The following is a 14,639-nucleotide window of genomic DNA, read 5'->3' as shown; positions in this document are numbered from 1 at the left end:
TTACAGGGAGAATCAAGATGGCAAGAATTGGCGTAGACGTCGGTGGAACCAACACCGACCTCGTGCTGGAATGTTCGAAAGGAACCTTTTTCCACAAGGTTCCCAGCACGATCAAGGACCAGTCTATCGCGGTGGTCGATGGTATTCACCAGATTTGCGACATCGCGGGGATTGCCAAGGAGGATATCGACGTGATCAACCACGGCACCACCGTGGCGACCAACATCACCATAGAGCATAACGGTGCCGAGGTCGGTATGCTGACCTCGCGCGGTTTCCGTGACATCCTGCATATCGGCCGCCACAAACGGCCGCATAACTTTTCGCTGCATTTCGATGTACCCTGGCAGAGCCATCCGCTGGTCAAGCGCCGCAACCGCATTCCAATCACCGAACGCATCCTGCCCCCCACCGGAGAGGTCGAGACGGCGCTGGACGAGGATGAGATCCGCGAGGCCTGCGCGCTGTTTCGTAAGCGTGGCATCAAGTCGGTTTGCGTGGGATTCATGTTCTCGTTCCTGAATGACGCGCATGAAAAACGCGCCGGTGAGATCGTGCTGGAGGAGATGCCGGGCGTCTATCTGTCGTTGTCCTCCCAGGTGGCGAACGTGATCCGCGAGTATGAACGATTTTCGACAGTCGCAATGAATGCTTTTGTCGGCCCGCAATCGGCCATGTATCTGCGCAACCTCGAACAGAAGGTGCGCGATGGCGGCATTCCCGCGAAGCTGCGGGTGATCCAGTCGAACGGAGGTATCTCAACCATCGACGGTTGCGCCAAGAAGCCCGTGGGCATCCTGATGAGCGGCCCCGCTGGCGGCGTTCTGGGTGCGCTGTCCGAAGCCCGGCTTGCCGGGACCGAAAACATCCTGACCGTCGATATCGGCGGCACCTCGGCCGACATTTCGACCATCGCGGGCGGCGATCTGCGGATCAAGAACCCGCGCGACACGCTGGTCTCGGGCCACGCGGTGATGGCGCCGATGATCGATTTGGAAACCATTGGGGCCGGGGGCGGATCGATCGCCTATCTCGACGAGGCGGGCGGCTTCAATGTCGGACCGCGATCGGCCGGGTCCGAACCGGGGCCGGCCTGCTACAACCGTGGCGGCACCGAACCCACCGTGACCGATGCCCAAGTGGTTCTGGGCCGGATGGATGCCGACAAGTTTCTGGGCGGCGACCTGCCGCTGGATTCCGCGCGGTCCCACAAGGCGATCAAGGAGCATATCGCCGATCCTCTGGGGATCAGCGTGACCGATGCCGCGCTTGGCATCATCAAGATCGTCAACAACAACATGGCGCTGACAATCCGATCCAACTCGGTCGCGCGTGGCTATGACCCTCGGGAATTCTCGCTGATGCCCTTTGGCGGGGCGGGCCCGTTCCACGGTGTGGCATTGGCGGAACTGGTCTCGGCGCGTGATATCCTGGTGCCGATCGCGCCCGGCATTACGGCGGCGATGGGGCTGCTCGGCTCTGATCTGCAATACGAACACACGCGGTCTGTCATCACCAACCTCTTCACCGCCGATCAGGCGGCGCTGGACAAGGTGAATGCCGTCGTCGCGGACCTGACCGGCGACGGCCGGTCGGATCTGGAAGGCGACGAGATCTCTGAGGATTTGCAGGTTTTCGAGGTCATCGCCGAAATGCGCTATCACGGACAGGGCTTCGAGCTGCGTGTGCCGATGCCTGAGGGCGGGCTGACCATGGACAACAAGGCCGAAGTCATCACAGCCTTTCATGCGGCGCACAAGCAGGATTACGGCTATTCCTTCGATGATGCGCTGGTCGAGCTGTACAACGTCCGCGTCATCGCCAGGGCCAGTGTCCGGCATCTGGAGCTGGCTCAGCTGGCAAAAGGCAGTCCCGAGGATGTGACGAGCGCCTTCATGTATGAACGCGAGACGGTGTTCGACGACGGGCAGTCCCATGTCACCCCGCGGCTGGACCGCGGCAAACTGGGCGCAGGCGCGCGCGTCGAAGGCCCGGCCATCATCATCCAGCACAACTCCACAACCCTTGTACCGCCCCGCTATAGCGCTGTGGTGCAGGACTACGGCAGCCTTCGGCTGACCAAGATTTAAGGGAGGAAATTCAAATGGCAAAAGACGCATCGACCATTGACCCGATCACGCTTCAGGTGATCCGCGGGTCCATCGAAACCATCGCCGAGGAAATGGCCCATGTGCTATTCCGCATGTCTTTTTCCTCGATCATCCGCGAATCCGAAGATCTGGGTGCGGGCCTGTTCGACACCGAGTTCAACACGCTCTGCGAGTCGGAATCCACGCCGATGCATATCGGCTCGATCCCCGGATACCTGCACGGAATCCAGGACACGCTGGATGACGGAGAGTGGTACGAGGGCGACGTCGTCGTCCACAACCACCCCTATCACGGGTCGTCGCATACGCCTGATCTGGCAATTGTCATCCCGATCTTTCACAAGGGGGAACTGGTCGGTTATTCGGCCAACACCGCACACCATATCGACATCGGCGCGGCCACACCCGGCCTGATTATCGACGTGCCGGATGTCTATGCCGAGGGCATGCTGTTTGCCGGCACCAAGCTCTACCGAAAGGGCAAGCGCAACGAAACGATGTGGCGTTTCATCCGCAATAACAGCCGCGCCGCGCGCCAGCTGGTAGATGATATCGAGGCGCAGATCTCCTCGGCCCGGCTCGGGGTCAAGCGGTTCAACGAGTTGCTGGACCAGTACGGCAAGGAACTGGTATTCGGTGCCTGCAACCAGCTGATGGATTATTCCGAAAAGATGCTGCGCCAGCGCATCGCGGATATTCCCGACGGTGAATACCGTGCAGAGGGCTGGCTGGACGATGACGGGCGCAACCGCGGCCAGCATCTGCCGGTCAAGGTTTGCGTTCGGGTCAGCGGTGACACTATCACGGTCGATCTGACCGGGTCCGCCCCGCAGACGCCCACGGCCTATAACGTGCCCTTCGAGGGTTCGACCAAGGTCGCCGCTTTTGCCGCCTTCCGCAAGCTGCTACTGGATACGGCGACGTCGGACACACGGGTGCCATCCAATCAGGGATCGTTCCGCCCCATCGAGGTGATCGCGCCCAAAGGGTCGATCTTTAACCCGATCGCGCCGGCTTCGGCCGAGGCGCGCTTTACCCAGTGCAACTACATGATCGACCTGATCATGAAGGCGATGGCGCCGGTTCTGCCGGAAGAAATCATCGCCGGGTCGTCGGCGTCGATCTCCTTTGCCTCTTATGCCGGGGTGCGCGAAAGCGGCGATTACTGGGTGTTCCTTGAGGTCAACGAGGGCGCCTATGGCGGACGTCCGAAATCTGACGGACCCGATGCCATCGACAATCTGATGGCCAACACGCGCAACAACCCGCTGGAAGATCTGGCGATGCATATCCCGATGATCTGCGAGCGCTACGAGCTGCGCGACGACGTGATGCCGGGCGCGGGTAAGTACCGGGGCGGCATCGGCGTAGTCAAGGCGCAGCGGATGCTGACCGATGGCATCATCACCCATGAAAGCGAGCGCCACTCCAATGTGCCGTGGGGCATTTTCGGCGGCACCGAAGGCGCGGCGGGCAAATGCGATATCTACAATGCGGTGAGCAATGAACCCGCACAGGAGATGCACTCGAAGTTTCACGGCAAGGAAGTCCGCAAGGATGACGTGATGGCCTATTACAGCCCGTGCGGCGGCGGCTATGGCAGCCCGTTAGAAAGGGCACCCCAAAAGGTGTTGGATGATGTGCTCGACGGCTTTTGTTCAGCCGAACATGCCCGCGACGTCTATGGCGTGATTTTGAACCTTGAGGCCGAGACTGTCGATCTGGCGGCAACTCAAACGCGCCGCAAAGAGCTTGAAGCAGTAGCCTGAAGCAAGCCGCATTGGCCGGTCCGCATTGCGGACCGGCTGCATTCCACCGACAGCAGGGAAAATAAAAAATGTCAAAAAAAGAAAAAGTCCACCGTGTGCCGCACGAACGCACCGGCCTGATAGAGGAATCGATCCTGCCGACATTATTGGGCCAACGCCCGATCGGCCTGATGGGCTATGCATGGATCTGGGTCGGGATCGCTGTCATCATCGCGACCTATTCGCTAGGCGCGGCGGGCGTCGGCGGCGGCGTGCCATTGTCCACTGTGATCCTGATCATCTTCTTGGCAAATGTCGGCATCGGCGCCTTGATGGTGCTGACCGCTGACATCGGCACCGAACACGGTCTACCTTTTGCCGTATATCTGCGTGCGCCCTTCGGCGTCCACGGAACGCACTTGCCTGCAATGTCGCGGGGGTTGATCGCGGCAATGTGGTTCGGCATCCAGACCTATCTGGGCGCGTTGGCCCTTAACGGGATTGGCGAATATTTTCTGGGCTTCAACAACTGGTTCGTCTGGTATGTGCTCTTCGGCATCCTGCAGGTGGCCAATACCGCCATGGGCATGAAATCGGTGGAACGGCTGGCGTCCTTGGCGGCGCCCGCAATAATTGCAATTTCGATCTGGATGTATTTCACGTTGGAAGGCGTGGCCAAGACAAAAGGCATCAACCTCTGGACCTATCAGGGCGCGGGCGAAATGTCGTTGCTGGTGCTGTTCATCGCCAATCTCAGCTTCTGGTCGACGATGGCCATCGACGTACCCAATCTGACTCGCTTCGTCGAGACGCGAGCCGGCGCGCGGAGCTTTGTTGCGCGCAATCGCACGGTCTTCCTTGCGCAGTTGATCGCGTTGCCGGTCACGCAGGCGCTTATTGCAGGAATTGGCGGCGTCTCGCTTATCGCGACGGGCAACTGGAATCCGATCGAGGTGATCCAGGGCGAAGGGCAGGGGTTCTCTCTGGTGATCCTTTTAACGCTGGTGGTGCTGGCGCAGTGGTCCACGAACAACTCTGCAAACCTCATTCCGTCGGCTCTGACTTTCATCAACCTGGCGCCACGGGTCATCAACTACAAGATGGCAGTCGCCTTGGCAGGTATCGTCGGAACGCTTTGCTTTCCTTGGGCTATCTTGGACAACCTGTTCGTCTTCCTTGGGTATTACGGTGCATTCCTTTCGGCTATCGGTGGCATCATGATCGCGGATTACTACGTGCTGCGCAAACGGCGCGTGAACGTCCCGGATCTTTACAATCCCAACGGTCAGTACCGCTACACCAACGGCTTCAATATTGCGGGGCTTCTGGCATGGTTGGTCGCGGGCGCGGTAGCGGCATGGTACTCGCAATATGCCTTCGTCATCGGGTTCCCGCTGGGCTTTGTACTCTACATCATCCTGATGAAGCTTCTGGTGCTGCCCAGCAATCCGCAGGCCGAGATCACGTCGGGTTACTCAAACGAATATTTGGCCACCAGCGAAGGCTTGAGCTGGGCTTATCTCGGCGATGGCCAGTTTCGCCGCATGACCCAAGAGGAGGCGGATGGTGAAGTGATCGGTCGAGAGGATCTTTGAACTAACACTTACTCCCTAGACTTGCCTGCATCCCTCCTGGGGGTGCAGGCCTTTTGAGTCGCTTGACATTCTTTCCTGCACAATCCGGATTCTTTTCTAGAATTAAGCGGCTTGGCCTAACCAATACCACTTCGACGCCCATTGGCAGGAAGGGGATCAGAGGCAGGGGAATATCGGGCATCGCTTTGCGGCCAATGCAAGTTGATCCCTGATGCAGGACAGAAATTGTGCCCACGGCGCGTATGGGGCACCCAACCCGTACATCATAGCTTAGTCGCCGACGTTTTCAGATGACGGTCCCAGCAATAGACCCCTTAACGAAAGCGATCCCTGCCAGCGGGATACGCTGCTGCCGCTATCCCGGCAGGTCCGCTTCCCACGACCAGTACGTCACAATGCAGATCGCGCGGGGCAGAGCGATCAGGGACATGGGTTCTTTCGTTTCGGTCGGGACCGGGCCGCGCTGCCGATGATATTTGGACGAGTCGCCCACCAGGTGAATCCCGTTTTCAAGCAGGGCCGAGGCGACGCTATCGCCTTGTAAACCCTGAAACTCGCGTCCGTCAAATCTGAAAGCAAACGGTGCGGAATGTTTGACGCGGCCTTTTCCAGCGATGCGAACGCGGCTTATCTAAGGGCTCCTTCAGGTTTGGATCTGGCTGACGGGTGTTGGAGCGGCTCGCCTCCTTGTACGTCATGCACAGCGTTGAAAAACCGTGCGCTGCCGTGGTTATGAAGCCAGCCTGCGGAATGCGGATTTCGGATATTGGTGCGAATGAACAGGATATCGCACCATTCCTCATTGCTTTCCGATACCAGAGATCGCGGAGTTCGATGCTGAGTACCGAGTACCTAATGTTCGTTGCCCCGAGAATTTTCATTTAGATCGAGGCACCGGTAGAGTGTCATCGGCGGGGTGCGGTCTGGCCGCAGCGGGGCAACCGCGCCGCATGGGCGCGGTTCAAGGACTAGCCGAAGGTTTGCGGGAGCCAGAGCGCGATCTGCGGAAAGTAGAGCAGGGCGACGATCATCAGCAACATGGCAATGACAAAGGGCAGAGATCCGATGATCACATCGTTCATCGGCCCCCGTCCGCGCACGCCTTGGATCACATAGAGGTTCACGCCAATGGGCGGGGTGATCAACGCGGTTTCCAAAAGCAGCATCATCAGGATGCCGAACCAGATCAGATCGAACCCAAGGCTGGCCACGATGGGTGCAACCAGCGGCGTTGCGATCAGCAAGAGCGAGAACGCCTCCATGAAACAGCCCAGGACCAGAAAGCCCATTACGATGACGGCCATCGTATGCATCGGGGACAGCCCAAGCCCAAGGATGAACCCGGTCAACACCTGCGTCAGCCCGATGACCGACAGCACAAAGTTCAGGAACATGGCCGCCAGCACGATCAGCATGACCATCGCCGTCGTCCGCATCGTGCCCTCAAGCGCCAATATCAGCATCTTCATGTTCAACTGACGGTTCCAGGCCGCCAGCGCCAGAGAGGCGACGACCCCGAGCGAGGCGGCTTCGCTAGGGGTTGCAAGACCCGCGTAGATCGACCCGACGACAGTCGCGAATATCAGCAGCGGCGGGATCAGGTCTGGCAGGCATCTGAGCCGGGCGGCCCAGGAGCTGTGCTGGCGCGTGCCGCCCCATTTGGGGCGAAACAGGCAGGCGATGATCACCGTGGCCATGAACAGCATTGCCAGCAAAAAGCCGGGCAGAAACCCCGCCAGATACAGCTTCGGCACCGATGTATTGGTCAGCAGCCCATAGACGATCATGTTGATCGACGGCGGGATCAGGATTCCAAGCGTGCCGCCGGCGGCAAGCGTGCCCATGAACAGCCGTTGATTATAGCCGCCCTTCTGCGCCTCTGGCAGGGCTACGGTGCCGACCGTTGCCGCCGTGGCGATGGACGACCCGGACGTGGCCGCAAACAGGGTAGATGCCCCGATGTTGGAGTGCATCAACCCGCCCGGCAGCCATGAAAGCCAATGCGACAGCGCCGCATACATCTTTTCCGCGATGCCCGACCTAAGCAGGATTTCCCCCATCATGATGAAAAGCGGAATGGCGACAAGGATGAAGTCGATGCTGTTTGACCAATAGACATCGCCCAAGGCGCGAAACAGCGGCATGGGCGAGTAGATCTCGGCCAGTGTGATGGCAAGTATCCCAAGCACGGCCGCAACCGGCACCGACAGGGCAATCAGCACGAACAGAATTGTAACTGTCGAACCCAGCATATCAGGCTTCCTTTACTTTGCCGGGCAGAACGCCCGCGGTTTCACCGGCAACTTCCTCCTCGACCGACCGCACACCTGACAATCGGCTGGCAGCCGCCAGATCGCCGCGCCATCCGGCGCGCAAGGTGCCTGCCAGCACCAGAACAAGGCAGATGCAAAACAGCACCCAGCCCGCCAGCCAGATGGACTGCGGCACGATCAGCGGCGTGTGCAAAGGCGTGATTGCGTGTGCGTCGTTCTCCCATGTCACCTGCACCGTAAGTGCGACCCGCCACGTGACCATGAGGGTGAAGATGGTGAACAGGATCAGACCGAACAGATCCATCCCATAGCGCACGCGCCGGGACAGCAGGTTATAGGCCGCGTCGATCCGAACATTGGCGCGCATCAGCAGCGCGTATGGCATCGCAAGCGCGGTCGCGATGGCAAAGAGGTAGCCCGACACTTCGTCCGACCCGCTCATTGTTATGCCCAGGATGCGGCGCGACAACACATCGAACGTGACCATGAAAGCGGCAAACAGGATCATCGCGCCGCCCGCCCTGGCGGAATAACGCGACAGTCGGTGGGCTAAGGCAAGCAGAGTATCAAGCATGGAAGCCTCCCAAATTAGAACGGCACCGGAGGGGTCCGGTGCCGTGTGTCGCTCAGTTGGTGGGAACCACAAGGCCGGCGGCAACGCCTGCCGTTTCGTTCCATGTGGCGGCGCATTCGGCACCGCAGCGATCGCCCCACCTCTTGAGTACGAAATCATCCAGGATGGTCTGGCGGGCGGCAAGATCAGCTTCGCCCACGGTTGCCAGGGTGGCGGTTCCGGCTTCGCCCAGCGGGCACTCGCCCCCGGTCAGGCAGGCGACGCCCACCGCCTCCTTGCGTTCAGCACTTTCCCAACCCTCGTTTTCCATTTCGGTAAAGGCCGTCTGCATTACGGCGCGCGTTTCCTCGTCGAGGCTCTCCCACAGCTTCAGGTTGATGGCCGAATAGGTGATGGAATAGCCTACACGCAGCGGAAACACATGCGTGATGACTTCTTGCCATTTGGCGTTGTAGGCGCTCATCGGATCGGTGATCGCACAGTCGGCCACACCTCTTTCCAGCGCAGGAACCACTTCGGCAAAGGGCAGTGTCACAGCCACCCCGCCAGCCCCTTCGACAAAATCGCCAAGCGTCGCGGAATGGACGCGGACCTTGCGGCCCTTGAGGTCGGCGATCGAGGAAATCGGCTTGTTGCAATAGATCATTGATGCGGGCCAGGGATGGAGCGCCACGATCGTCGCGCCGTAGGTCTCGCGGAAGGTCTTGTCCATCGTGTCGCGGTAGGCGTCACTGATGGCGCGCATCATGGTGAAATCCGGCGCAATGGATGACAGATCCACCCCTTCGATCGCCGGGTTTTCCGAGGCAACGTAGCTGCCCAGACCATGTGCCACCTCAAAAACCCCAAGATTCAGCAGGCGCATGACCTCGCCACCCTTCAGGCCCGCTTCGGTGATCGGGATGGCGGATGCGGTGATCTTGCCGTCAGTCGCGGCGGGCATCTTTTCGGCCCAGAAAGGCTGTTCCAGATCGGTCCACGAGGCAAGGTTGCCCCAGGTTCCAACGACCTTGAACTCGCGCTGTTGGATTTCGGCGACCAAAGGCGTTGCCGCCAGGCCAAGCGCGACGACAGAGAAAAGCAGATTGCGTTTCATGTGATACTCTCCCGGGTTTGTTATATTTTTTGGGATATGCCGCCGACATCCACGCGTGATCCGGCGGCATCCTTGTCAGGCTTCTTATTCGGCGGCGACTTTGCTGGCGCCGATACGGTCGATCACGTCCACGCATTCGTCGACCGTGTGGACGTCACCGAACTTGGCGTCGATGTCGAACAGGTTCCAGGCCACGGCGCCGGGCACGCGGTCGCCGATGCATTCCTTGACCGCGATGGTGCGGAAGCCGTCAGCGATACCGTCACAGATGGTCTGGCGGACGCAGGCGCAGGCCGTGACGCCGGTTACCATGATCGTGTCCACGTTTGCCGCGCGCAGGATGCCGGCCAGCTCGGTGCCGTGGAACGACGAGGCGCGCTTTTTGAGCAGTGTATACTCGCCTTCAATCGGCGCTATGCGGCTGTCGATGGCCCAAAGCTCCTTGTCGTTGATATCGACGACATCAACCGGGATCTTGTTGTGCCACAGGCCCATGTCGGTGAAATCAGCGTTGCGGTCGGTGATTTCATAGGCTGTCGTCACATGGATGACCGGCAGCTTGGCGGCGCGGAACGCCTTCAGCAGCTTTTGCATGCCGGGGATGATTTCGTTGTCCATCTTCTCCTGATCGCAGGTGAAGGGATTGCCGGGACGGGTCCAGGCATTGGCCAGGTCAACCGACACAAGGGCCGGGCGCTTGCCAAAGCCTACGCGGCGCTGAAACCCGCGATCCTTGTAAAGTTTGCTGGCGGTGTCAAAGGCCTGCTGCAACAGACGGTCCAGTTCCTTGGCGTCTACATCGCTCATGTTTTCGTCTCCTAAAAAGCGGCACCCTCTGGATCTATTAGAAGGCGCTCTGGTGCGCGGTCATTGGCATCAATGTTCGGGTCTGCAGGAGCATTGAACATCGTCCATAGTCTTTATTGCAAACGCGCCTGATCAAAGGGAATTGACATATGAACGGATATTGATGCACAAACCGCATCACAGAGATCGGAGGTTCCGTCATGGCCACCCCGCCGACAGGTATCGAGCTGGTGCAGTCGTTTCTGGTTGTGGCTGAACACCTCAACTTTCGGCGTGGGGCCGAACGTCTGAACCTTGATCAATCGGCGCTGACACGCCGCATCCAGAAGCTTGAGCATTTCCTGGGGTTTCGTCTTTTGGACCGCACGACGCGCGAGGTGTTGCTGACTGCGGCAGGCCAGTCCTTTTACCGGGAAAACGCTCATCTGCTGGACCAGTACCAAGCATCAATCGAAAATGCTCGCCGCATTGCCGAAGGTAAGACCGGGGTTCTCAGGGTGGCCTATATGGCCTTTGCCGCGACCGATCTTATGCCGGGCGCAGTATCGCGGTTCCGAGTACAGCGCCCTCATGTCGAGGTGAAGTTGACATATATGCGTACGCAGGGGCAAAAGCTGGCGCTTGCCAATGGTGAAATCGACCTTGGGTTTATGATCGGCCCGTTCGATCACCCTGAATTCGATAGCACGCTGCTGACATCGGAACTGCTTTATGTTGTCACACCATTGGAACACCCCTTGTTGAAGAAACCATCGCTAAGCCCGTCCGATATTGCCGGGCAGCCTTTGATATTGGGGGACGTGCGCGAATGGGCCGAGTTCAGGTGGCGGCTGAGCGATATGCTCAATGCAGAAGGTGTGGCCCTTAACCCCACCCTGGAGGCGTCGAACACCCTTGCGCTGATCGGTCTTGTCGCGGCTGGGCTTGGGGTAACCGTTTACCCCGAAAGCCTGATCGGCTATCTTGGGCAAAATGTTGCAGTGCGCCCGATCGACCATCCCTCATTCCGCAGCCAAACGATCCTGACAGCCCGGCGTGGCAATCGCTCGACTTTGGTCAAAAGTTTCATCAAGGCAGCGAAAGCACCGGTGGGCGCAGAAGAGGGGCGCGACTGATCCTGTCCAATTGGAGGAAGATTGCCTCGGCTACTTCTTCCAATGCGGACGCAGTGATTTGCGGTGGCCGTGGTCAAACGAGCCATGGTAGAGGCCCGTTATATCCATGAGGTGGAGTCCGTCGTCCTTTCCCCGCTGGCTGTGTCCAAAGCATGAAGAGATCCCAGACCTTCCACCACCTCGCGCTTCGTAGCCTCGGTACCGGGGGCGAGCCTTCTCTGTTCCCTCTCGGATGACGCACAGCACGTAATCGGGGTGATGGGCCAGGTCCGCTCGTCGCGCCGGGATCGGCGCGATCAGCGCCTGCCGGATATCTCAAGGCGGCGCTTGATCGCGGCGTTGCCAAGGCCACCGCGCCGGTAACCGCATTGATCCGGCGCAGGATCTCGTTCGTTTGCTCGATCAGCGGTGCCTGATCCGCGCCGACAGGCACGATTGTCGTCTTGAACGCCGTGAAATCCGCGCGCCTGCGCCGTCGGCTAAGCCCGTCTGGGGAAAGGGGAACTCTGTCCATCAACCGATTTGTGCATGTATGGATGTATATGGATCCCGCGCTATTGCGGCAGGCTGTTTGGTTCTGGATCGTCGATCACGATCGCTGACGTATATCGAAAGGTGATTGGCGACCTAAACCGCCGCTACAATCCGCATTTTGACAAAATCACCCATACATCACCCATATTGACTGGACGTGACGGAACAACCGTATCGAAAGTGATCACGCCGCTCTCAAACGTATCCTCGGAACAATGCGGTCATCCTGGCCTTTGCGGGCGGCAAAGGCGCCGCTGATGGCGATCGAGACAATCGGGACCATCAAGAACGGCCACATCGCAAACAGACCGCCGGCGTCTGCTGAGAGCCCCCCATTGTCCTAAGTCTGCTTCCAGATGCCAGTTGGTATCGGAGCAACAACAAGACGCTCAGACGTAAATGATTAATGCATCAGCCCCTTTCAATCGGTGTCAATAAACGTAACTAGCCACCCTAGAGCGTGCTGTAAGTAGTACGAATATTTCACGGGCGGCATCAAGGTTGGCAGCTTTGGTTAAGGTTTCAAACTGGTTGAAGCGTTCACGGGCTTTGGAAGGGCCGGCTTGGCCGGGCAGTTTGGCTGGCTTATATTCCCATCGGAAAGCTATTGCCTGATCCTGTTCCGCCGAGCGGATGGATGCCAAAAGGATGTGATGAGCAATACGGCAATGGTCGAAGGTTTAAGTATGACGCAAAACAACTACTATGTACCTAAAGGTGGTTTGTCAGCGCAAACCCAGCTTTTAACGGATCGCGCTGTCTTTTCCGAAGCCTATGCAGTGATTCCCAAAGGTACGTTAAGGGGTATTGTCGTCAGCTTCCTTCCCTTCTGGAGAGACGCGCGTTTCTGGGTTTTGGCGCGCCCGCTATCGGGGTTTGTAGAAACATTTTCGCAATACATTGCTGAGTTGCAGCCGGGTGGCGGCAGTGACCGCCCCGAGACGGAAGCTGGTGTCGAGGCGGTGCTATTCGTCGTCGAAGGGGCGGGTGACGCTTAAGATCAAGGGCGAAACCCACGAGTTAACTTGCGGCGGATATGCGTATGTTCCTCCCGGCGTTTCTTGGGCACTGCACAACAGGGGGCTGCAAACGGCCACGTTTCACTGGCTGCGCAAAGCTTATCAGGCGATCGAGGGGCTGGATGTTCCCGATCCGTTGATACTGGACGAAAACGACATTGTTTCCATTGCGGTGCCCAACACGAATGGAGTCTGGACCGCGACGCGGTTTGTCGATCCGAGCGACCTGCGCCACGATATGCATGTGAACATCGTGACCTTGCAACCCGGCGGTGTGATCCCTTTTGCAGCAACGCATGTCATGGAGCACGGTATTTATGTGCTCGAGGGCAAGGCCGTCTATTATTTAAAGGATGTGTCGCTATATCGTGTTGGGAATGTTCAGATCTCCTGATCAGGTTGCTGCGAGGATGCTCTGAAAGGCGGCTTCGGGCTTGATTTTGGCGCGAAGGAGGAACCAGCGCAGATAGCGGTAGAGATATTTCGTCGCTGGTCCGCAGAACGGTCGAATGAAAGCATCGTATCGCGCGTGCAACGCATTGACGTTCTGGATGTGGAACGCGCCGGCGACAACCCGTTTCCCAAGTTTGTTCGAGACCTCGTAGTGTGTGAGGCTGTGCTTTTTGCAGAAAGAGCGATATGGTCTCAAGCCATCGCTACATAGCACCGCATCATCTGGAATGATCGGTGCCAGGGCGATTTCGATTGTCCGGTTTCGGCGGTTTGCGATCGGTGCGAAGAGACGCCTGCCGCCCCGATCCATCACAGTCAGAAAGGGGATCTGCCACTGCGAGAGGCCGCGCGCCATCTTGATCCGTCCGCTGCGATAAACATACCACTGCGTCCGAGGTGGAGCGGGATACTGGTTGGAGTTAGCCGCGTGATTTGCCCACTCACGAGAGCCTTTCCGGCTTTCTCGCTGATAGGTCTCATCGACCTCCACAACGCCGCTAAAATCCTTGTCGCAAGCCTCTGCAAGTGATTCCAGAATAATCATCCGCCACCGCCATATCGTATCTTTTGTAAGTCCGAGACGCGCGGCGAGTTTGCGACACGAGAGAGGCGTGTCCGACAGCATATTCCGGATAACCTCCAAGAAAAGATCGTGCCGGTGCAGTCCGCAAATCTCGGTTCCGGTGAGACCAGAGTAAGTTCGCAGACAGCAGTCGCAGCGATAACGCTGCACACCGGTTCGCGTTTGTCCCCATTTCTGGCGCCTCTCTTCGTTGCAATGTGGGCACTTGCGTTCTTGTTCTGTTCGTGTTTCTATTTCTGCCAATGCAGCCCGCCTCTGGCGGACATCGTGCGCCCGCGAAAGCAGATCCTCAATCTGTCGCGGGGTAAGCTGGATGATCCGATCGAGGAACTGACGGAACGCGTGCTGGCTGATATTCGTGGCTTGCTTCAATGACACGGAGGCCTCCGGTTTATTGCGACCAGAGTGGAATATTGGCCATTTCTGGCAAAACGAACGCCGACCAACACGATATCAAGACACAGCCTATTTAAATGGGAACTGGGTCGAGGTTGAAGCGGGGGGCTTCATGTGGCTGCGAGCCTTCTGTCCGCAAGCTTGCTATGCGGGAGGGCCGAGCCGATTTCGGTACTTGCTCTACAAGGATGTCAATCGGCACATGACGCTAACCACCAAATCCTTGGCTGGACTTGCAGCGCGCGGGTAGCCCCCCGGTAAGCTTCGGTGGAGCACCGGCGCATCGCCCGACTACAGCGGAGGGCTGGAAGTGACTGTCTTGTGCGTCAGCAGAT

The 14,639-nt window shown here is 58.6% G+C and carries 10 protein-coding genes and 3 pseudogenes; 6 read left to right on the top strand and 7 right to left on the bottom strand.

Going from position 1 to position 14,639, the window contains the following annotated elements:
* Window positions 1-17: 17 nt before the first annotated feature.
* The 3 genes from FGD77_RS06145 to FGD77_RS06135 all read left to right on the top strand — a co-directional run bounded on the left by FGD77_RS06145 (window position 18) and on the right by FGD77_RS06135 (window position 5,454).
* The gene (locus tag FGD77_RS06145; protein ID WP_255007482.1) at window positions 18-2,090 is read left to right on the top strand and encodes a hydantoinase/oxoprolinase family protein; all 2,073 of its coding nucleotides are present in this window, start codon (window positions 18-20) and stop codon (window positions 2,088-2,090) included.
* A gap of 14 nt (window positions 2,091-2,104) precedes the next feature.
* Window positions 2,105-3,880, top strand: coding sequence for a hydantoinase B/oxoprolinase family protein (locus FGD77_RS06140; RefSeq protein ID WP_255007479.1), 1,776 nt, complete (start codon window positions 2,105-2,107; stop codon window positions 3,878-3,880).
* A 68-nt stretch (window positions 3,881-3,948) separates the two neighbouring features.
* On the top strand, window positions 3,949-5,454 hold the full coding sequence (locus FGD77_RS06135; RefSeq protein WP_255007477.1) for an NCS1 family transporter: 1,506 nt from the start codon (window positions 3,949-3,951) through the stop codon (window positions 5,452-5,454).
* 355 nt (window positions 5,455-5,809) lie between these two features.
* Here the strand turns inward: FGD77_RS06135 and FGD77_RS06130 are convergent, their stop codons facing one another.
* The 6 genes and pseudogenes from FGD77_RS06130 to FGD77_RS06105 form a co-directional block, all read right to left on the bottom strand.
* Window positions 5,810-6,070, bottom strand: coding sequence for a 2Fe-2S iron-sulfur cluster-binding protein (locus FGD77_RS06130; protein WP_255014109.1), 261 nt, complete (start codon window positions 6,068-6,070; stop codon window positions 5,810-5,812).
* Between the two features lie 11 nt (window positions 6,071-6,081).
* Window positions 6,082-6,282: pseudogene (locus tag FGD77_RS06125) on the bottom strand (sarcosine oxidase subunit delta); the annotation flags it as partial.
* 140 nt (window positions 6,283-6,422) lie between these two features.
* Window positions 6,423-7,706 carry a TRAP transporter large permease gene (locus FGD77_RS06120; RefSeq protein WP_255007475.1) on the bottom strand — a complete coding sequence of 428 codons (1,284 nt, stop codon included), beginning with the start codon at window positions 7,704-7,706 and terminating at the stop codon, window positions 6,423-6,425.
* 1 nt (window position 7,707) lies between these two features.
* Complete coding sequence (locus FGD77_RS06115; protein ID WP_255007472.1) at window positions 7,708-8,301, bottom strand: TRAP transporter small permease subunit; 594 nt, start codon at window positions 8,299-8,301, stop codon at window positions 7,708-7,710.
* 52 nt (window positions 8,302-8,353) lie between these two features.
* Complete coding sequence (locus FGD77_RS06110; RefSeq protein ID WP_255007470.1) at window positions 8,354-9,397, bottom strand: TRAP transporter substrate-binding protein; 1,044 nt, start codon at window positions 9,395-9,397, stop codon at window positions 8,354-8,356.
* 84 nt (window positions 9,398-9,481) lie between these two features.
* On the bottom strand, window positions 9,482-10,204 hold the full coding sequence (locus FGD77_RS06105) for an isochorismatase family protein (protein ID WP_255007467.1): 723 nt from the start codon (window positions 10,202-10,204) through the stop codon (window positions 9,482-9,484).
* Between the two features lie 200 nt (window positions 10,205-10,404).
* Between FGD77_RS06105 and FGD77_RS06100 the strand changes: the two genes are divergently transcribed.
* Window positions 10,405-11,319 (top strand): LysR family transcriptional regulator, encoded by a 915-nt coding sequence (locus FGD77_RS06100; protein WP_255007465.1) that lies wholly within the window; start codon window positions 10,405-10,407, stop codon window positions 11,317-11,319.
* A gap of 1,220 nt (window positions 11,320-12,539) precedes the next feature.
* Window positions 12,540-13,221: pseudogene (locus FGD77_RS06095) on the top strand (bifunctional allantoicase/(S)-ureidoglycine aminohydrolase); the annotation flags it as partial.
* Between the two features lie 45 nt (window positions 13,222-13,266).
* Here FGD77_RS06095 and FGD77_RS06090 read toward each other — a convergent pair.
* The gene (locus FGD77_RS06090; protein WP_255007463.1) at window positions 13,267-14,286 is read right to left on the bottom strand and encodes an IS1595 family transposase; all 1,020 of its coding nucleotides are present in this window, start codon (window positions 14,284-14,286) and stop codon (window positions 13,267-13,269) included.
* A gap of 91 nt (window positions 14,287-14,377) precedes the next feature.
* Between FGD77_RS06090 and FGD77_RS06085 the strand changes: the two are divergent.
* Window positions 14,378-14,554: pseudogene (locus tag FGD77_RS06085) on the top strand ((S)-ureidoglycine aminohydrolase); the annotation flags it as partial.
* Window positions 14,555-14,639 lie beyond the last annotated feature (85 nt).

This window comes from Roseovarius sp. M141 (genome assembly GCF_024355225.1).
Classification (GTDB): Bacteria; Pseudomonadota; Alphaproteobacteria; order Rhodobacterales; family Rhodobacteraceae; genus Roseovarius.
This window is presented reverse-complemented; position numbering and strand designations above follow the sequence as displayed.